At 36.1% G+C, this 19,495-nt stretch carries 17 protein-coding genes and 1 tRNA gene; 1 reads left to right on the forward strand and 17 read right to left on the reverse strand.

The window, feature by feature from the left end:
* Nucleotides 1-441: 441 nt before the first annotated feature.
* The 17 genes from rfaH to JIG37_RS00585 form a co-directional block, all read right to left on the reverse strand.
* The gene (gene rfaH, locus JIG37_RS00505) at nt 442-927 is read right to left on the reverse strand and encodes a transcription/translation regulatory transformer protein RfaH (RefSeq protein ID WP_199528388.1); all 486 of its coding nucleotides are present in this window, start codon (nt 925-927) and stop codon (nt 442-444) included.
* A gap of 243 nt (nt 928-1,170) precedes the next feature.
* Nucleotides 1,171-1,914 carry a glycosyltransferase family 2 protein gene (locus JIG37_RS00510; RefSeq protein ID WP_199528382.1) on the reverse strand — a complete coding sequence of 248 codons (744 nt, stop codon included), beginning with the start codon at nt 1,912-1,914 and terminating at the stop codon, nt 1,171-1,173.
* A 3-nt stretch (nt 1,915-1,917) separates the two neighbouring features.
* Nucleotides 1,918-2,868 (reverse strand): exopolysaccharide biosynthesis polyprenyl glycosylphosphotransferase, encoded by a 951-nt coding sequence (locus JIG37_RS00515; RefSeq protein WP_171043870.1) that lies wholly within the window; start codon nt 2,866-2,868, stop codon nt 1,918-1,920.
* 460 nt (nt 2,869-3,328) lie between these two features.
* Nucleotides 3,329-4,120 (reverse strand): hypothetical protein, encoded by a 792-nt coding sequence (locus JIG37_RS00520; RefSeq protein ID WP_138619716.1) that lies wholly within the window; start codon nt 4,118-4,120, stop codon nt 3,329-3,331.
* A 48-nt stretch (nt 4,121-4,168) separates the two neighbouring features.
* On the reverse strand, nt 4,169-5,371 hold the full coding sequence (locus tag JIG37_RS00525; protein WP_138619717.1) for an O-antigen ligase family protein: 1,203 nt from the start codon (nt 5,369-5,371) through the stop codon (nt 4,169-4,171).
* A gap of 19 nt (nt 5,372-5,390) precedes the next feature.
* Entirely contained in the window at nt 5,391-6,416 is a 1,026-nt protein-coding gene (locus JIG37_RS00530; RefSeq protein ID WP_194442124.1) for a glycosyltransferase, read from the reverse strand.
* A complete protein-coding gene (locus tag JIG37_RS00535) occupies nt 6,401-7,669 on the reverse strand; it encodes an ATP-grasp domain-containing protein (RefSeq protein ID WP_194442126.1) in 1,269 nt (422 codons plus the stop codon). The genes JIG37_RS00530 and JIG37_RS00535 overlap by 16 nt, the downstream gene beginning before the upstream one ends.
* Complete coding sequence (locus JIG37_RS00540) at nt 7,666-8,412, reverse strand: LicD family protein (protein WP_199528383.1); 747 nt, start codon at nt 8,410-8,412, stop codon at nt 7,666-7,668. The genes JIG37_RS00535 and JIG37_RS00540 overlap by 4 nt, the downstream gene beginning before the upstream one ends.
* Nucleotides 8,413-8,415: 3 nt before the next feature.
* Nucleotides 8,416-8,883, reverse strand: coding sequence for a glycerol-3-phosphate cytidylyltransferase (tagD, locus tag JIG37_RS00545; RefSeq protein WP_138619721.1), 468 nt, complete (start codon nt 8,881-8,883; stop codon nt 8,416-8,418).
* A complete protein-coding gene (locus JIG37_RS00550; protein ID WP_138619722.1) occupies nt 8,880-9,989 on the reverse strand; it encodes a DegT/DnrJ/EryC1/StrS family aminotransferase in 1,110 nt (369 codons plus the stop codon). Before JIG37_RS00550 ends, tagD begins: the two co-directional genes overlap by 4 nt.
* 5 nt (nt 9,990-9,994) lie before the next feature.
* Nucleotides 9,995-11,434: a lipopolysaccharide biosynthesis protein gene (locus tag JIG37_RS00555; RefSeq protein WP_199528384.1), complete on the reverse strand. Its 1,440-nt coding sequence runs from the start codon at nt 11,432-11,434 to the stop codon at nt 9,995-9,997.
* Nucleotides 11,431-12,309, reverse strand: a complete 879-nt coding sequence (rfbA, locus tag JIG37_RS00560) for a glucose-1-phosphate thymidylyltransferase RfbA (RefSeq protein ID WP_199528385.1) — start codon at nt 12,307-12,309, stop codon at nt 11,431-11,433. Before rfbA ends, JIG37_RS00555 begins: the two co-directional genes overlap by 4 nt.
* A 2-nt stretch (nt 12,310-12,311) precedes the next feature.
* Nucleotides 12,312-13,406 carry a dTDP-glucose 4,6-dehydratase gene (gene rfbB / locus JIG37_RS00565; protein ID WP_199528386.1) on the reverse strand — a complete coding sequence of 365 codons (1,095 nt, stop codon included), beginning with the start codon at nt 13,404-13,406 and terminating at the stop codon, nt 12,312-12,314.
* 34 nt (nt 13,407-13,440) lie between these two features.
* Nucleotides 13,441-14,391 carry a Wzz/FepE/Etk N-terminal domain-containing protein gene (locus JIG37_RS00570; protein ID WP_138619726.1) on the reverse strand — a complete coding sequence of 317 codons (951 nt, stop codon included), beginning with the start codon at nt 14,389-14,391 and terminating at the stop codon, nt 13,441-13,443.
* 53 nt (nt 14,392-14,444) lie between these two features.
* Nucleotides 14,445-17,114: an SLBB domain-containing protein gene (locus tag JIG37_RS00575; protein ID WP_199528389.1), complete on the reverse strand. Its 2,670-nt coding sequence runs from the start codon at nt 17,112-17,114 to the stop codon at nt 14,445-14,447.
* A gap of 126 nt (nt 17,115-17,240) precedes the next feature.
* A complete protein-coding gene (locus tag JIG37_RS00580; RefSeq protein WP_199528387.1) occupies nt 17,241-18,020 on the reverse strand; it encodes a DUF481 domain-containing protein in 780 nt (259 codons plus the stop codon).
* A gap of 26 nt (nt 18,021-18,046) precedes the next feature.
* Nucleotides 18,047-18,865, reverse strand: a complete 819-nt coding sequence (locus JIG37_RS00585; RefSeq protein ID WP_054552509.1) for a mechanosensitive ion channel domain-containing protein — start codon at nt 18,863-18,865, stop codon at nt 18,047-18,049.
* A gap of 279 nt (nt 18,866-19,144) precedes the next feature.
* Between JIG37_RS00585 and JIG37_RS00590 the strand changes: the two genes are divergently transcribed.
* A tRNA-His gene (locus tag JIG37_RS00590) sits at nt 19,145-19,220 on the forward strand.
* The last annotated feature ends 275 nt before the right edge of the window (nt 19,221-19,495 follow it).

Here is a 19,495-nt window from a genome sequence, read left to right on the forward strand (position 1 = left end):
CTCTCGCTCCAGCTTGAAAGCAAAACTATTTGCTTGTCTAGCCCTTCGGGCACGCTTCCGTTCCAGTTCGTCGCAGAGCTCCTCTCGCTCCAGCTTGAAAGCAAAACTATTTGCTTGTCTAGCCCTTCGGGCACGCTTCCGCCCCTAGGTTGCAGTTCCTACGTACTGATTTTATTGTTATTTTTTTAATGTTAAAACATAAAGCCTACACTGTAGGAGGTGTTTTAACGCCGAACATTTTGAGTATGTTCACGGCTAAAGCCGTTCCTACGTATTACCCGTTCTGTAGCAGGTGTTTTAACGCCGAACACTTTGAATATGTTCACGGCTAAAGCCGCTCCTACGTATTACCCGTTCTGTAAGAGGTGGTTTAACATCGAACATTTAAAGCATGCTCACGGCTAAAGCCGTTCCTACATAAGCGTCGCGCTGGAGCACGATTTATAAACTGATTTCTTTATTTTCTACACTTACACTTATTTGTTTATTCAGCAAATTAATGAGAAGTATGCTGCGCATATCGCCATCTGGCTCTTGGTAAATAGCCTGTACGTTTTTAAATGACTCTGTATTCAAATAAACAACATCCCCCGTTTTTGGTAACACAGAAGTTATCTCACACATATCATTCATAGATTTGAGTTGAGCAATCAACTGTTCTGAGACAAGCTGAAATTGCTGGCCGTATGTTACAAAGCCACTTATGCCTCGAGTATTTTTTACCGCAGAAAAGTTACAGTTTTTCGTACATAACTTTATGAATATATAATTAGGGAAGAGAGGTGATATTCGAATAGTACGGCGCCCTTTAGCAATGCGCTCTATTTGGTGTTCAGGAATGAAGACTTCAAAACCTTGGTTTTGAAGGTTAATTTTAGCTCTTTGTTCTTGTTTTGATTTACAAAAAAGTAAGTACCAACTTTCCATAGCCACACCTAAAATACTCATGTTCCTTAAAACCAATCCAAAAGGACTGGTTTTTATGAGCCAGCGATTATACGCAGAGAAGTTAGGTGTGTCTATTAGAAACGGATTAAATGTATGATTTATTAATTTGCTGTGCAATTCTGGTATTCTCATCACAGCTGAAGATAAACTTTCTTTTTGGAAGAAAACCCTTGATGCCTAGAAAGGAAATAGCTTTACAATTGTAAACCTCGACCCATAGACTCACTTAGCGTGTTTTTTAAAGCCTTTCATCGCATATACGCCAAAAGTGTAGGTGGCTCTTAATAAGCCAAGCTTTTCTACATCTCTATAAAATCGCCATTGATATGATAAAATTTTAAGTTTATTAGCACTCATACCTACTCCAACACGGTAGCGAGCAAGAGGCTCTCTCAAACAATATGCTGCTGGAACTTCTTTTAAAATATCTAACCATAGCCCCATATCTTGTCGCTTACGAATTAATGGCATATATTTTTTTCCAAGTTGCTCAGCATCGTACATCGCGGTTAAACAACCTATAACATTGCTATACATTAATTTGCTATAAGTTGTACTCTTTGGAGGAGTTACGATCCCAGCTAGTTTATTACCTGAAAATTTTTGGTAACTTGTATAAGTCAAAGCATGATTATTTTTTTGAGCAAACAAAACCTGCTTTTCTAACTTTTTAGGTAGCCAAAGATCATCAGCATCCAGAAAAGCAATATACTTACCCTTTGCATTCTTTATAGAGTTGTTTCTAGCAGCTCCAGCTCCTTGGTTCTGTGGTTGAATAAATAATTTAACCCTAGAGTCAGAATCAGCATATTTTTTAGCAATAGCAACTGTATCATCTGTTGAGCAATCATCTGTTATTAACAGCTCCCAGTTATTATAAGTCTGGGCTAGAACCGAGTTTATGCTTTCAGCTAAATACTTCTCTGCATTGAAGGTCGGCATAACAACCGAAACTAAAGGCTTCATTTATTATCTACCTAAACCAAACAAGACCACTTTGATAGTTTTCAAAAAGATCTTCATATCTAAAAAAGTGCTATGATGTTTTATGTAGTGAATATCGTATTTATGCTTCCAGATAGCATCATTTAGCGAAGCGCCATAAGGGTAGCTAACTTGTGCAAGACCTGTTAAACCTGGTTTTACGGCATGACGAAAACGGTAATATTGAATCTCTTGTTCAAGCTCTTTGATAAAAACTTCCCGCTCAGGCCTAGGTCCTACCATCGACATATCCCCTCTTATAACATTAAATAGCTGTGGCAATTCATCGATTCTGGTTTTTCGTATAAATGCCCCAACCTTTGTTACTCGAGAGTCATTTTCGCTTGCCCATTGTGCTCCGTTTGCTTCAGCATCAACTCGCATAGAGCGAAATTTGACTACATTAAACTCAATATTGTATTGCCCAGTACGAGACTGTCTATATAAAACAGGCCCTTTGGACTCGAGCTTTATTAAAATAGCTGTAATCAAAATTATTGGAGACGTCAAAAAAAGCAGCAGTAAAGCCGACGATAAATCAATAAACCTTTTTGCTCTTTGAGTGCGTTTTGTTGATAAAATTGAAAAAGCTTTTTGGTGTAAAAAGTAACTACTTTTTAATAATGAAACCTCTGTATAGCCAAACCTTTCATCAAGATAACTTACCAATGGCTCAACCCACGCACCTAGCTCAGTTGCTGTTACCAAAAACTCTCTTTGATGGTCAGAAAGGTGAATATTTTCATAATGAGTTATGATTTTTTCATCAAGATTAACTAAAGAGTAATCATTGAAGTGCACTTTAATTTCATAATTTGATAAAACACTTCTAATCGCTTCGACTTGCGCTTCTGGGCAATAAACGTATATTTCACTTGTATTATAAGCATACTTAGGCGCCTTAAAGGGCTTTCCATTTTTTAAATTTTTAATCATTAATAATATTCTATAGAACAAGCTAGAAGAGAAAAGTGTCAAAGTCATTAAGTAAGTAACTCCATGTGCTATATCTATGCTTAGTAGCCTCATTGGCAGTTATGGTTTATACAACACTAGATGACTACATCAGCATTGCCACAGCAGTTGTGACACGAGATTACCTATTTAATAAAATTGAAACAAAATACATTTAGTATTCAGTTTAACTATTTATTACGCATAAAAGAAAACCACCCCAAAGCATAAAAACATATCCTTGTAAAAAAACTGTTACCTAATGTAAAAACTTTTTAAAAAGTGCGACTGCATTCAGCAAAAATTTAAAGAGCGGTATTATACACTAAATTAATATGTTTTAAAGAAAGGGAAAGCTCTACATTTTTTATTTTCTGATGTAAATTCAGGTGAATTGATTAATTAACAACCCAAACATGAAATGAATGGATTAGGCCTATTTCTATAACCGAAAAAAGCCTTTGAGAGATGTAAAAACACAGGTAAATGACTGATAAGCTTTGATTTCTTTATTAATAAGTTTTCGGCCATAAAAAGCAAATAAAATAGGTAGGCCCCACCAGCCAAAGACTCTTTTGAAAATTGCTCCTTTTGAGATATTTGTTAGTGGGTTACTAAAGTCACCTCCAGATGTCACTTCTCTATGAATAGAAGTTACAATAGGTAGATACTGTCCTTTCCCCCCTCTTGATAAAATATCAGCTAAAAAAACATTCTCCTCTCCAGACTTGTATTTTGCCCCAAGCCCAAATCGAGAATCAAAACCGACTCCTAAGTTTAAAACATTTTGCTTATTGATGATTATTTCTATCGAGCTTACTTTCATAATGCTCAGATTAGAGTGATTAAAAACTTGACCCGAATAGCTCTTTCGCTCCTGAGTTTCATTTATTGCATATTTCGTAGTTATAAAGTCATTACCTGCACTTTCTAGTGCAGAGAAAGCTTCAATTGCGCCTTCAGGCACGACTTCAATATCGTCATCAGCAATCCAAATTAGGTCAGCATTTGAAGATAAAATTCCTAGCATCCTACTTTTAGCCAACCCCCTGTCATTTGAATAAACAATATCGTACGCCTCTGTGTACTCATTCTGTTTTGAGCATTCAGCTATTTCAAATAACTGGCAAACTATAGTTGACCTGATACTTGTAGACTCAAAACATTGCTCGGCAAGCATTTTTGTTTTTTCTAAATTACTAAAAACAGTAGAAATAACTAATTCTCTTTTCATAATACTCTTCATGACTAATTGTTCTATATTAAGCGATTTAGGAGTTAATTAGGTTGAGGGTTGTGGGTTAATTTTCAAGTCTTTAAAAAGTAAATACGCAAGAGCCATAAAGAACCACATTACAACGATAAATAATGCACTGGTAGTGAAAAAGACCAAGGTCATAGTTATAAGTGATAGCCAATATTTCTTCACACATAAAAAATAGACAAAAGGGACCATAAAGATTGCCCCACCTATCAACCCTGTTGATACAAATGCTTCAATAAAGCCGTTTTGAGTAGAGATAACTGTAAAGCTGTTTGTAACATCATAATGGTAAATACCCTCTATGCTGTTACCTATTCCCGTGCCAGTCATATTGTTTTCGAGTACTAATTTTAGCTTTGTGAAGGAATCAAAAATCCGCGTATTTGATGAGCCATCTGTGCCACTAAACACCCCCATTAATCGCTTCAATAAAGCAGAATCCGGATTCAGCAGTATAAGAGCAGGAAGAGCAATAGAAATAAATACTACACTTCTAATTTTAGCCCGAATACTCCCACTCAATATCTTATAAGCTATTAGAATAACGATTGAAGCTATTCCTGCAATAGAATACGTAAAAAACAAAGCGGATAATATTAGTAACCACTTTCTCTTAGTAATTATCGAAACTCTATTCACTATTTCAAAAGAAATAATCAAGCCTATACATGCCACCATAAACCAGGAGTACCATGAAGGCTCTTCAAACACTCCACCAAACCTAGTGTAAAACGTATAGTCATAAACATTGAGCCATTCTTGTCTAGATGATTGATCGCCATGTGGTACCAAATTCAAAAATGGAGCTTTATTGAGATAAAATAGAGCAACAAATACAAGCTGGACAATGCTGTGAAAAATAACGATAGATAGCAAAGCGCCAATGGCTTGGAACTGCTCCTCCTTACTTTTCAGCCATAGTGGCAGGCATAATAGTAAAGCCATTGACACCAATATCCGCAAACCAGTCCCTAGAAAACCTGTTACTGTAAAGTAGTCTTCATAAATTAGACCTAAAGAAGAAATTAGCGATACCAGTACCCAAACTAAAAAAACTACATTAAAGTCATTAATGACCACACTTCTGAACTTTAATAGCGATATAAATATAAATAGCATAGCCCCAAAGTCAGCAACTGATAAAGGCCCTACAAGTCTTAGTGTATACAGTGACAAAAGTAGCGTTAGGATGAAAAATATTGGTTTAGTATTAATGGGCATATCTAGCCTTCACAGAGCTTCATCTAAAACTTTTAACTGTATTATGTAGTAATCTAAAAAATGGCAAACAATGTTGAAAAGCAATTAATACCTGTTTTCTTTTAGAGCTATGAGGGAGCTCTTTTGATTTATTAATAAAGTACTTAGCAAGCCCATATCTTTGTTGTGAAATAGCTTTTAATGCGTTCGCAATATATAGATTTAATTTAGCAATTTGATAATCATCATAATTATCGTTATCTTCAGCTAGCAAATTATAGCAAGAAGCTAACTTTGCAACCTGCGACTTAACTTTTTCCTCAGGTACATGCTTTTGCGATACACTCCATGAACCAACAGCATCTACTCGATAAACAACTGTTACATCAGGAAGATATAAAGCTCCTTGGGGCTTAGAACCATTTATTTGGATAAAAATATCACCAACAGGAGCGCTTTCAAACCAACTTGGTAAGCTCTCCATCACGCTTCTTCGCATGAAAATACTGGCAGTAGGAATCAAAGCTCCACCACCTATAATAATGTCACTAAACGAAAAAACTTTTACTTTTTCGTTATAATTAGCGGTTTTATTTACTTGTCCATTAGGAGCTAATGTATAAGCTGATGTAAAACACAGTTTTAAGTCTGGGCATGCAAGTAAACCCTCTAATTGCTTTTGTAACTTTAGTTCATCAACCCAAAAATCATCTCCTTCACATAAAGCAATGTATTCACCACGACTTTTTCTCAATGCAATATTTTCTACTTTAACATTACCCTTAGAGTATTGGTTTTCTGTTTGGTAGATAACTTTGACGATACTTGGATAGCTCTGCTCATAAGCTTTTAATATATCGCTTGTTTTATCAGTAGATGCATCATCATGAATTATTATTTCAAAAGCGTATTCTGTCTTTTGAGCAAGAAATGAGTTTATAGCGTCGGCGATGTAATCTTGTTGATTAAAACAAGTACAAATTATACTGATATATGTTTTATCAACATGTTTCCAAAATGATTTTATCTCTTGCTCTGTTGGCAGGGGGGTTAGTTCTTTAAACATGTCAGACCTTGAACCATATCCACTGAAAAGCAAGGAATGTTACATACACCCATTACATCTAACCTTTCTGCAAATGAATCATCAATAAAGATTGCGTTTTTTTCTGTTATAAATTGAGACTTAGGTGCACCATCTGTTATATGAATAACTTGATCAAAAAGCTGGGAAAGCCTCATATTTTTTAAGGTTTGATGGATATCGTCCGCATGACGTGTGATTAAAACCACTTTAATATTTTTATTTATACACTGAAAAATGAATTGCACTAATTTGTCGTTGACTTTATCACCGAAAATTAAACAATCATCAAAGTCAGTATAAAGGACATTAAAATTTAAGTTTATATCAAACTGATATGCTAAGTTTCTAAAAAGCTTAATTTCCAAATTATTTTTTAAAGCTTTTACTGGAATACCATTTGAGATAAAAAGCGACATTTCGGCAAAATTAATACCGTTCATTCTGCTCGTGATCATTGATCCAGCGATTCGAGTTGCAACTTCTAGTAAACAAAGTTCACCGAGCGAATCTTTTTTCACTTGAAAAAACCAAGCTCCTTGGAGTTTTAAAGATTTGTTTATTTTCTCAGCGAATGAATAAAATAAACTATTGTCATTTACTAATTCTGTCTCCGTTGCAATACCGTTTCTCATAGCATTGCGCTTTCTGGCTTGAGCATATTGAAGCTGGTTATCTGCATCACTGATACAGTCAACAGTGAACTCTTCTCCTGGTAAATATTCACAAAGAATATCATCCTCGGTAACATCTAGAAGTTCACTCGCTTTCGTTATAAGTTTTGTTCCAACACTTCCTTGCCCAATATTAGGTTTTACGAAAACAGGAAATGACTCTACTTCATTCTTTGAAAGATATGTTTTTGGGACTTTGACGACCTTTTCTAGCGCTTTGTAAGTTAGAGACTTTGATCTGCATACTTTATTTGTTTCGTAGCTTGAACTGATCACTTGTGCACCTAATGAGTCAGCAAACTCACTTAATTTTAAAGATGCTGAATCATGCGCTGGAAAAATATGAGTAATCCCATTTTCTTTAATTAAGCTAGTAATTACATCTATAAAATCAGGCTCATCAATAAATGGAATACCTACAATGTGACGAGCACGAGGGATCTCAGTAAAACAATCAATACCATTAGCACCGTAAAGCTCTACACCTTTTACAACAGATAATGATCTGACAATTTCTTGCGCAACTTCAGTACCACTAGGTACAACTAACACCCTATTCATCGCCAAAAAGTTTCCTCATAATGTATTGCTTTATCTATTTCTTCTTGAGTAGGTAATTTCTGCCAGTCACCGTAGCGGCTTTCTAAAAACTTTTCAGGCTCTGTAGGGGCGCGAAATTTAAATTCTTCAAAATCGATATATTCTGTTTGTGTGAACAAAGTTGGTTGATAATAAATTCGACCAGCATCGGTGTAATACTTACCTTCACTAGCGTTCGCACGTAAACTTAGCATTGCGAAGCCAAGCTTCTTGATAAAATTAGATTTTTTTGCAAAAGATTTACGAATTAGCCAGCTTGATACTTTAGTGAAAAGCTTATGGGTTTTAAACTTAAAAGCATTATCAGGCAAACAGTAAAATGGATAAATATCCACACATAGGCCAATATCTTCTCTACTCATGGTGTGGTTATAAACGTCCCATTCAGTCTCTTTTGAAGTCGTTTTTGTTGATTTGTCAGTTACCCTTAAAACCCAGTCAAAGTAATCATCTGATGCAAGTGAAAGAAAATGGTATTTAGATATTTTGCTTAAAACATGAATTGCCTTTTTCTGGTAAGTTGCGGGAATAGCTATATCGAAATCATCATCCCAAGGGATAAAACCTGAATGACGAACAGCACCAAGCAATGTTCCATATGTAAGGATGTAAGGTATCTTGTGTTCATCTAGAGTTTTTGTAATATCAACAGCCATAGTAAGTAACTGCTTACGGATATCTTCACTGCTTAATTTAGAGTCCATATGTTACTCGCTATAGTTCAGTTGTTTAATAATTTCAATTGCATCATTTAGACTTTTTTGAACTTTATCCAAGTCATTTTTCTTTAATTCAGCTATTAAAGTTTTGATTTCAGAGGTTGAGATACTTTTAGTTCTTGGTAAATATACAACTTCGCATAATGATTTAAGAGAATCAAAACGTCCCTCCCAATCGTCTCCCATTGCAAAAACATCTACATTATACTTTTTAATATCAGTCTCTTTTTGTTCCCACGAATGCTCTGGAATTACTAAATCTACAAATTTACATGACGAAAGTATTTCAGCTCTTTCTTGATATGAGAAAAACGAACTTTTGCCTTTACCTTTGTTAAATTCATCAGATGAAAGACCAACAATAAGCTTATCCCCCAACTTTGAAAGCCTTTCAAGAAGTCTTACATGTCCAACATGGAACAGATCGAATGTTCCGTAAGTTAATATGACTTTCACTTTTTCCCCCCACGACTATTCAAAATCGTATCAATAACTCTTTGCTGTTGTTCCAAAGTAAGATCAGCATGAATTGGTAAACATAAAACTCTATTAGAAATATCTTTAGCTATTGGCGTATCTGAATATTCACTTTTGAACACTTCAAATTCACTTACAATCGGATAAAAATAGCGTCTAGCAAAGATATTATTTTCTTCTAACTTTAGGGCTAGTGTATCTCGGTCAATTCCAAATTTATCCACATCAATAATTATTGGGAAATATGAATGATTAAGGCTGACCTCATGATTGATTCGCAATGTCGATAGGCCAGAAACATTTACGAGACTTTGTTGATATAGAGCTGCAATTTCAGAGCGTCTTTCAATTGCAGCATCAACTTTTTTCAATGATGCCAACCCAAATGCTGCTTGAATCTCATTTAATTTTGCATTCATACCACATGCTTTAATTACAGTCTCCGATTCAAAGCCAAAGTTTTTCAATTGGTCTAATTTATCTTTTTCTTCTTGGCTTTTACAAATCACAGCACCACCTTCTATTGTTGAATATGTTTTCGTAGCGTGAAAACTCAAAATAGACAGATCTCCATAATTTAAAATTGATTGCTCTCTTTCTTTTACACCAAACGCATGTGCTGCATCATAAATAACTTTAAGATCATATTTTTTCGCGATAGCAGCAATCGTCTGATTATCACAGGGGGTACCATAAACATGCACCGGTAAAATTGCACATGTATTATCTGTTATTGCTGCTTCAATACAACTAGGATCCAAGTTCATGGTTACTGGATCAATATCCACAAATACTGGTTTTAAGTCATTCCACATAATTGCATGTGCGGTGGCTGCAAAAGTGTATGGTGTTGTTATTACCTCACCTTTTAATTCTAACGATTGAAGAGCTGTTATTAGTGCAAGTGTCCCATTTGAAAATAAACTGATATAAGGCACACCTAAATACTCACAAAGCTTTTTCTCTAACTGTTGATGATATATGCCGTTATTAGTCAACCATTTACGATCCCAGATATCTTCTAAGTAAGGAATCACTTCTTTCAATGGTGGAAGCAATGGTGAAGTTACCGTAATTTTATCCATTTAAGTTAAACCTTTCTTCGTAAGATAATATTTAGAATTTGCGTGTACAAATCTCGTTGAAAGACCCTTGCTGAGGCAATATATATTAGCGGCATAGTTATTAATAAAAGAAACAACTGCATGTAGCTATTTAAGAGGAGTACAGAAACGATACTTGTGACAATAAAATATGAGCATAAAGCACTCAACGCAACCATCAACCAAATAGGCGCCAGTGCATTTAGTTGATCACGTATTTTAAGCTTACTAAATTGACCTGTATAATATGAATTAATAAAAAAAGCTAAATATGTATGGATAAGCATCCCTATACAAATAGCCTTAATACCAAAAGGTATTGTTATAAATAATATTAAAACAATGAATGCTTTTTTTATAACTTCAAGCTTTAAAAAAATATCTGAACGACCTTTGACCTGTAATAAGTTTAAATTAATAGCATGGATAGGATACAACATAAAAGTGAAACTCAAGATCGTAAGTAAATCTGCGGCTTGTAACCAGTCATCTCCTAGTACAACTTTAATAAACGGCTTTGCAATGATACCTAACCCAGCCATAAGCGGAAAAATAACAAAAGCAGCCATTCGTAGCGTTAACTTGTAGCTGTATTCAAACTTGTCAGTTTCACTTTGTATATTACTTAACATAGGATAAGTAACTCTTTGGACTATCGTGGTGAAAGTCATTGCAGGAACACTAGCAAGTTGATTCGCTTGAGTAAAAATACCCACTTGAGTTGGGTTAAATTGTTTACCTATGATTAACTGATATATATTTTTAAACAAAGTATCGAGCATTGCCGCAAGCAATAATTTGTAACCGAAACCAAATAAATAACTGAATGACTGTATATTAAATGAACTTTTAGGTAACCAGGGATGAAATATATTTAATAACACCATTGTTAAAAATGAGTTTATTAGTATTTGATAAACTAAAGCCCAAACTCCATAGTCGAAGTAAGCTAAAGTAATAGATACTACACTACTAATAAATACAGCTGACAAAGAAGCTTTTGCTTGAGTTTTAAAGTCCATTTTAATCGTCAATTTAGCTTTTTGAACCAGCGTAAAACTATTGATAATTATAGATAAACCTAAAACTTTAATTAGAGCTTCAAGCTCTGGCTGCTCAAAGAAAACAGCTATCTGATTTGCGCCTATAAATAAAGCTAAATAACAAAGTAAAGCAACTAAAATGTTAAATTGGAAAGCAGTTGAAAAATCAATTTCTGTGCGTTCTCTTAGCCTAATTAAAGCCGAGCTGAAGCCACTATCAGATATCACCTGGCTTATGGCAATAAAAACGGTGAGAATACCAATTAAACCAAAAGCATCGGGCCCTAAAAGACGGGCAAGTAACAACATTACGATTAGTTGAATAGCTTGAACACCCAACCTTTCTAGAGCACTCCACTTCAACCCATTTACTGCTGTTTTCATATATCTTTTAGTAAGCCTGAAAGATATTGCCCGTAGCCGTTCTTAGAAAATAGTTTTGCACGCTCTTTAATACAATCAGCAGAAAGCCAACCATTATTAAAAGCTATCTCCTCTAAACAGGCTATTTTATAACCTTGTCGTTTTTCAATTGTTTCAACAAAGCTCGCTGCCTCTAATAGGCTTTCATGAGTACCAGTATCTAACCAAGCAAAACCACGCCCAAGGATTTCAACGTTAAGTTTATTTTTTTGAAGATACATTTCATTAAGTGTTGTTATTTCTAGCTCACCACGATGAGAAGGCTCAACTTTTTTTGCTGCTTCAACCACTGAGTTATCATAAAAATATAACCCTGTTACCGCATAGTGAGACTTCGGCTTTGCTGGTTTTTCTTCAATTGAAATTGCCTTTTGCTCATCATCAAACTCTACAACGCCAAAGCGTTCAGGATCTTTAACTTGATAACCAAAAACAGTTGCACCATTACCACTTTGAGCATTCTCAACAGCATGCTTAAGTTTAGGGGAAAAACCTTGCCCATAAAAAATATTATCGCCTAATACCAAGCATACATCATCATTTCCAATAAACTGCTCACCTAAGATAAATGCTTGAGCTAGCCCGTCAGGAGTGGGTTGGACAGAATAGCTAAGTTTGATACCAAACTGCTCACCAGTCCCAAGTAAACGATGAAATGAGTCTCTATCTTCAGGTGTAGTGATTAAGAGAATTTCACGTATCCCTGCTAACATTAAAACTGATAAAGGGTAATAGACCATTGGTTTATCGTAGATTGGTAGTAACTGCTTTGATACCCCCATAGTAATAGGGTAAAGTCGAGTACCTGAGCCACCCGCTAAGATTATGCCTTTCATTATTAACTATTCCCTTTTAATTGACCAAGGCGCTCACGCTTACAAGAGCCATCTTGAACACTCTTACACCAAGACTGATTATTTAGGTACCACTTAACCGTTTTTAACAGGCCTGTTTCGAATGTTTCTTCTGGTTTCCATCCCAGATCCGAGTGAATTTTTGAGGCATCAATAGCATAGCGTTTATCATGCCCCGGTCTGTCTGCAACAAAAACAATCTGTTCCGAATATTTCTTTTCTTTTGGAACAAGGTTATCCAGTATTCCACAAATACTCTGGACAACTTCTAAGTTTTTCTTTTCATTATGACCACCAATATTGTATGTTTCACCAACTTGCCCTTTTGTTACAACTTCATATAGAGCCCGAGCGTGATCTTCAACATACAACCAATCTCGAATTTGGTTCCCTTCCCCATATACAGGCAAAGGCTTACCTTCTAAAGCGTTTAAAATAACTAATGGGATTAATTTTTCAGGAAAATGGTATGGTCCATAGTTATTTGAACAGTTAGTTATTACAACAGGTAAACCGTATGTTCTTAACCAAGCCCTAACAAGGTGATCGCTTGATGCCTTTGATGCAGAATACGGGCTACTTGGAGCGTACGAAGTCTCTTCAGTAAAAAGAGGAAGTACATCTTCACAATTAGGCTCCTCAAAATCGTCTGGGTGTGGCAAATCTCCATATACTTCGTCTGTTGATATGTGATGAAATTTAAAAGAATCTCTCTTATCTTTATCAAGGGTCGATGTGTATTCTCTTGCTACTTCTAGCAATGTATACGTGCCTAATATATTGGTTTGAATGAACTCTGACGGACCAGTAATTGATCTATCAACATGGCTCTCTGCGGCCAAGTGCATTACAACATCAGGCTGATAAGCTTTGAAAATACGCTGCATCTCTTTATGATTACATATGTCATGACATTCAAAAAAATAGCGCTCACTTTCTTCGATATCTTTCAAAGATTCCAAGTTGCCTGCATAGGTTAATTTATCAACATTGATAACTGAATCAGTTGTATTATTTATAATATGACGGACTAGTGCAGAGCCAATAAACCCAGCACCACCTGTTACTAATATGTTCACAAAAACCTCTAAGCTAAGACTTTATCTTTTATCATTAAGATTTACGGCGATTATTTGATATATAAAAGCGTATTAAAACTATAAAAACACCGATTACGCCGGCAAAAAATGTGCTTACAATAACTATTAAAGCTCGTTTAGGTTTTAATTTCTCTTCGGGAACAAGAGCTGGATCGATAGTCTTGAAAACATACTCATCTCTGACGTTAGCAAACATTATCGTTTTCGCCTGCTCCTCTACTAATTTATATAAAACGACTCGAATATCAGCTACATTAGTTTTTTCAATTTGTGCCATTAAAAACTCAGTGCTCTTCGTTGCTTCAATTACATCACGCTTTTTCATGGTAAGATTAATATCTTCTATTAACCAATTTACCCATTGTTGAGCAATGAACGGAGAAAAATGCTCCACAGCAATAATTATCATGCCTGAGTCTGGATCTTTTGTAGCACTGACTATTTTTATAAATTCTTTATAAGCTTCCTGAGTTGATGGTTTTGGTTTAAATGGGAACTCTACTTTTCTGACCCATTTTTGATCCACTTCATCATAAATATTTTTATCATAGATAACTGTATTATCGATGGAGTTCCATGATTCGATCGCCATTAAATCAGGCATAATACTGTGCTTTTCAATAAACTCAGAAATGAACTTTCGTGACTTGAGTATAGCTAAAGCAAGATCAGTATTATTGGAACCTGAATCCCCCAAGTTAACGCCAGCCAAACTAGCTAGACCACCAAACTGACCTGCTAAAGCACTTAAGCCGTTTGACTGCTGTTGCTCAGCTGGCGCCAGCAATGCCTCAGAGCGATATATATTTGGTTGGTAAATAGCATAAACCACTGATAATAAAGATAAAACAAAAGTTACCGTTATAATCAGCCACTTCCCATTCATTATTACCAAGAACAAGTCATATAAATCTATCTCACCATCTATTCGACTATGATTATCAGACGCAAAATTTTCTTTCATATTTATCTCAATTGAAGCTGCTGAATTAAACTAAGCTACTAAACATGCAGAGCTTATATACTACTAATTGCAGCTAAAGCTACACCTAACTGATAAACAATCTGCGTTGCTGTGCTCCACAGTGTTAGGTTATCCATATAGTCAGAGTTCATAGGGACAACAATAGTATCGCCAGCCTCTAATAACTTAGAGTCATTCACAGCGAACCAAGTGCCAGTATTTGGTATAGTCACAGAACCATTTGCTTTGATTATATAAATACGATCCTCAGCAGCGCGCTCCTTTAAACCACCACTAAGATCAATATATTGATCAACACTGACTCCAGGCTTAAATAAATGAGAAGTAGTATAGTTCACTTCGCCTATTACACTGATTGAATCACGCTGACTTGGGACATAAAGCGTATCACCATTTTGTAACACTAGATTTTGTTTATTCTCTGCAATGAGAGGTAAGTCAATGACAAGCCTTCCTACTGCTTCAACATTAGCTAAATCAAGCAAGAGCTTATTCATTTCATCATAAGATAAGCGGATACTGCTAACTGACTTTTCGAAGCTTTTTGTAGCAATATCTCTTCGTAAGTCTTCAGCTAGTTTAGCTAATTGCATTTGCTCTTGTTGACGAATCGATTCACGAGTAAAAATAGCAGCATCGGGCTCAGCAAATTCAGAAAAGCCACCCGCACGTTCAAGTAAGTTGGTTAATGTTTCTCCACGACGAATGGTATAAACACCAGGAAATTTAACTTCACCTTTTAGCTCAACTTTTACGTTTTCTTGCCAGTTAGGAATAGAGAAAATATTTATACTATCTTTACTTCTAAGAGTTTTATTTTCAACTTTGGTACCCAACATAGCCTGAGCTAGATTAAATTTGATGTGTTCAACTTTAGAGCCTTCCCCCGCAACAACACGAGTTATTTCAGCTTGCTCAGTGTAAGCAGACTCCAACAAACCTCCAGCTGCAGAAATTAGTTCATTAACTTCACTACCTACAGTTAAAGGGTAAATACCCGGATAGGTTACATGACCATTGATTTCAACTAGCTGCATTGCATTATGCACTGAAGCCTGCTGCTTTAGCTTTGCAATAATAGGCTTTAATAAAGTGTATCGACTAAAAGCAGCATAATCCTCTGGCTTTAGCTCTACCTCTTCTTCTTTTGCTTTTCTTTTTGAAATTTCCGCAATGCTTAGCTCTTTTTCTTCCTCTTTTTTAAAAGGATCATCAGCTTTTAAAACACCTACATACCTTTCAAACTCTTTTCTCTGATATTCGTGCCACTGCTTTACTTTGACTTGCTGCTGCTGTTGTTCAACAGTTAGGGCCATGTTGGCAAGCGCGGCTTCTTCAGCTTGTTTTTCTTGGAAACGACTAAAAACAAAAAGTTTATCATTTGCTTTTAGTTCTAAATCATGTTGTTTTGCTTTAACTATTGCTTGGGCAATATCGAATTGATAAACCTCAATATCGCCAGAAATGTTAATTTCTCGAACAAGTAAGCCATAGCCTAAATCAGCTTGAGGAAGCAGGTCACCACGTACGGAAGTTAGAACATCAGAAATGTGCTTACCTTCATACCATTGATAATGACCAGGTCGAGCAACTGCACCAATTAGGCTAATACTGTTTTGGTATTGTAAACTGACAGGGTTAAAACGAATGCGGTCGCCATCGCGAGGAATATAATTAATTTGATTTCCGCTAAAGTCCACTGATAATACTTCTTTCATGTTATTGTTATTGAAGCGTTCAACAATTGCTTTTTTAGCGTAAGCTTGCGGTTTTAAACCACCCGCCATTTTTAATAACTGTGCTGCTGTTTCACCTTTTTTTAGCTCAAAAATAGCAGGACGTTTTACTAAGCCTTCAACAGCGACTTGAGAACCAACTGATGGGATGAACACGACATCACCCGGCTTTAAAATAATATCGTTACTGCTATCACCATTAATCAATAAATCATATAAATCAAAATTAGCAACAACTTTGCCGGCACGCTTTACTTGAATATTTCGTAAAGACGCTATATCTGACACACCACCGCTTACAAAAAGGGCGTGCGAAACTGTCGCAAGAGAGGAAACACTATAGCTACCTGGTTTATATGCTTCACCCAAAACAAGGATGCGAATACTGCGTAATCGACCAACGGAGATAAACGCTTTAACGCCAATCACTTCTTGCTCAACTTTAGCTTTGATGAGTTCTTTAACCTCAATAAAGGTTAATCCTGCGACCTGTACAGGGCTTAAGTTTGGAATATTAATTCGGCCCTCTCGATCAACAACCAGATCGTAACTTTCACTTTCTTTGCCGTAAAAGTTAACTGTTAGCTCATCTCCACGACCAATTAAGTAGGTATCAGGAACGGCCGCATTTTCTGTTGGCATGAATGAAGTTGGTTCGCCTGCAAAAATATCATAGCCAAAAGGCTCTACTTCACTTTCTTTGGGAGCGAAACGTTCTTCATCGGTTAGCGGCTCTTTTTCTTTATCTAAACGAGGTTGAATGGTTGATTCAGTTTCTATTGTCTCTTCGTCAGAAGATTTACCTGTAATCGTAGATAAATCGACTCCATACTGTCTTGCAAGCGCTTCCTGTTGAGCCTTTGGGAGCTTTTTGAATTGCTCAATTTGAGCTGCAGTAGGAGTAAATGCCAATACCGATGAAGTGGTTAGAAACAAAAAAGTAAGGAATAATCTTTTAAATAACATCACAAGTAGGGATATCCATAGTTCTACAGTCAAAAAGATTGTGTATTCTACCTGAAACTCAAGGAAATAAAAAAGGGACTTTCGTCCCTTTTTGTCATTAAATTGTCAACAAAACGATTTATTTAGTTAAAAACTGTAAACTAGCGTTAGTGACGTTTCTGTATCTGTGTTTTCTTTATCATCAGCAACGTCTGAGTTGTGAGTGATGTTGTAAGCTACTTTCATTTGTAGTGAGCCGTTGATTTTAGCAAGGATTGCAGACTCTGAACGCGTTTTAGTGTTGGTATCACCATATTCAACTGATACTAACTGAGTAAAACGTGCGCTGTCTGAAATCTGCCAGTTATAATCAACTTTACCTAAGGCGATTACTTCACCGTCGCGCTCACCAGCAAGTAAGTCACCGTTTTCATCAACTTCAGTGCTGTCGTCTGGGTATTGGAAGTACTTATAACCCGGACCGATTTCAGCGTTTAGCCACATATCAGAACGATCGATTAGGCGTAAACCATAACCTGCTGAGATTACTGATTCGTTGCGATATGCACCAAAGTAATCAGATACGTGCGAGCCGTAGATGAATAAGTGTGAGTGCTTTTCGTTTAACTTGTAGTTACCTTGTGCAGAGATTGAGTACTTTTCGTTAGTACGTTGTGTTTCTTTAACACCGTCGTCGTTTTCGATCTCATCTTCTTTATAAAGACCGTCTAACTTGTACTCGTTATTCCAGTTTTCTAGGTTATGTAAAACCTTAACACCACCTTTTAGTGTTGTTGTTTCAGTGTTACCACTTGTAATAATGGCACCTAGTTCACTGGTTACATCCCAAGTTTTAGTTTCATCTGCTGCGAATGCGCTAGTTGCAGTGCTTGCTGCAACTAGAATTGATAAAGCTTTTAATTTCATTAAAAAATAACCTTTACTACTTGTGATTAATCTTCTTTATGCAAATGAACATCCATTTGCGGGAATGGGATCGTGATATTTGCGTCATCTAATGCGATCTTAATGTTTTCCATTAGATCGAAGTACGTTGGCCAATAATCTGATGAATTAACCCACGGGCGAACTACAAAGTTCACACTTGAATCTGCAAGCTCAGACACAGCGACTGTGTATGCTGGATCTTTTAATAAACGAGTTTCTTTATCTAATACTGATTTAAGAACTGCTTTTGCTTCTTTAAGGTCTGCATCGTAACCCACACCAATTACTAAATCGATACGACGAGTTGATTCACGAGAGAAGTTTGTAATTGGGCTGCCCATGATTGATGAGTTAGGCATGATAATTACTTTATTATCTGGTGTACGTAATTCTGTAGAGAAAATTTCGATTTTCTTAACAGTACCCGCTTTACCACCGGCTTCTACATAGTCACCTGATTTGAAAGGGCGAAGTAGGATGATTAAAACACCTGATGCAAAGTTGGACAGTGAACCTTGAAGTGCTAGACCTACAGCTAAACCAGCCGCACCTAAAATAGCAATGAATGATGTTGTCTCAATACCAAGTTGAGATAGTGCCATTAAGATAGTTGCTGCAAAAACAATAGCATATACAATGCTTGCTACAAATGAACCTACGGCTTTGTCTACTTTCTTTTTATCAAATGCTTTTTCAGTCATCCCTTCGCAAAATTTTGCGATACGACCACCGATGAAGAAAATGATTAGCGCAAGAACAGCCTGAACGGCGTAATGTATGATTAAACCTGAATTCTCATTGATCCAGTTCATTATAGTATCCATATTCTCTCCTGAAGTTCATTATTAGCATAACGCTGTTCAAATTATATATGATCTTTGGTTAAAAAATCATTAAATTACAGCCAAACTAAAAAATGAGTAATTGCTCAATTGCAAAAGTCGCAAGTCTAAATACCGAAACTGAACACTAACTGACTAAACCTGCTTTTCTGAATTTTCTGAAGCAAGTAAGTTTTTTTTACTTTTTTTAATTTAGGGGGTTCACAAGCCTAAGTTAATTATGTAATATGCGCGCCACACCAAACGAGGTGTATCTCAGTGGCGGCTGTAGCTCAGTTGGTAGAGCCCCGGATTGTGATTCCGGTTGTCGTGGGTTCAAGCCCCATCAGTCGCCCCACTTCTCCCCTTATGTAAAATCCATATATTTCCCTAAATTTTTTTCTTATTTAAATTTCAAGATTTAGTTTATCTTTTATATCTCTTTTCAGTTCTAAAAGCCGTCAGCTTTCAGCTGTGAGTTTTGAACCGAACCGTGTCGTTTGTAGGTAATGCATGTAGGAGATGTATGGACTCCTCCCCCAAATAGGGTGAGTACGGTATAAAGAGATTGGACAATTACTTTTACCAATAAGGAATCCATACATGTCAAAATTTAACCTAATTAGCATCGAC

The sequence above is a fragment of the Pseudoalteromonas sp. bablab_jr010 genome (assembly GCF_016464105.1).
In the GTDB taxonomy this organism is placed as follows: domain Bacteria; phylum Pseudomonadota; class Gammaproteobacteria; order Enterobacterales; family Alteromonadaceae; genus Pseudoalteromonas; species Pseudoalteromonas simplex.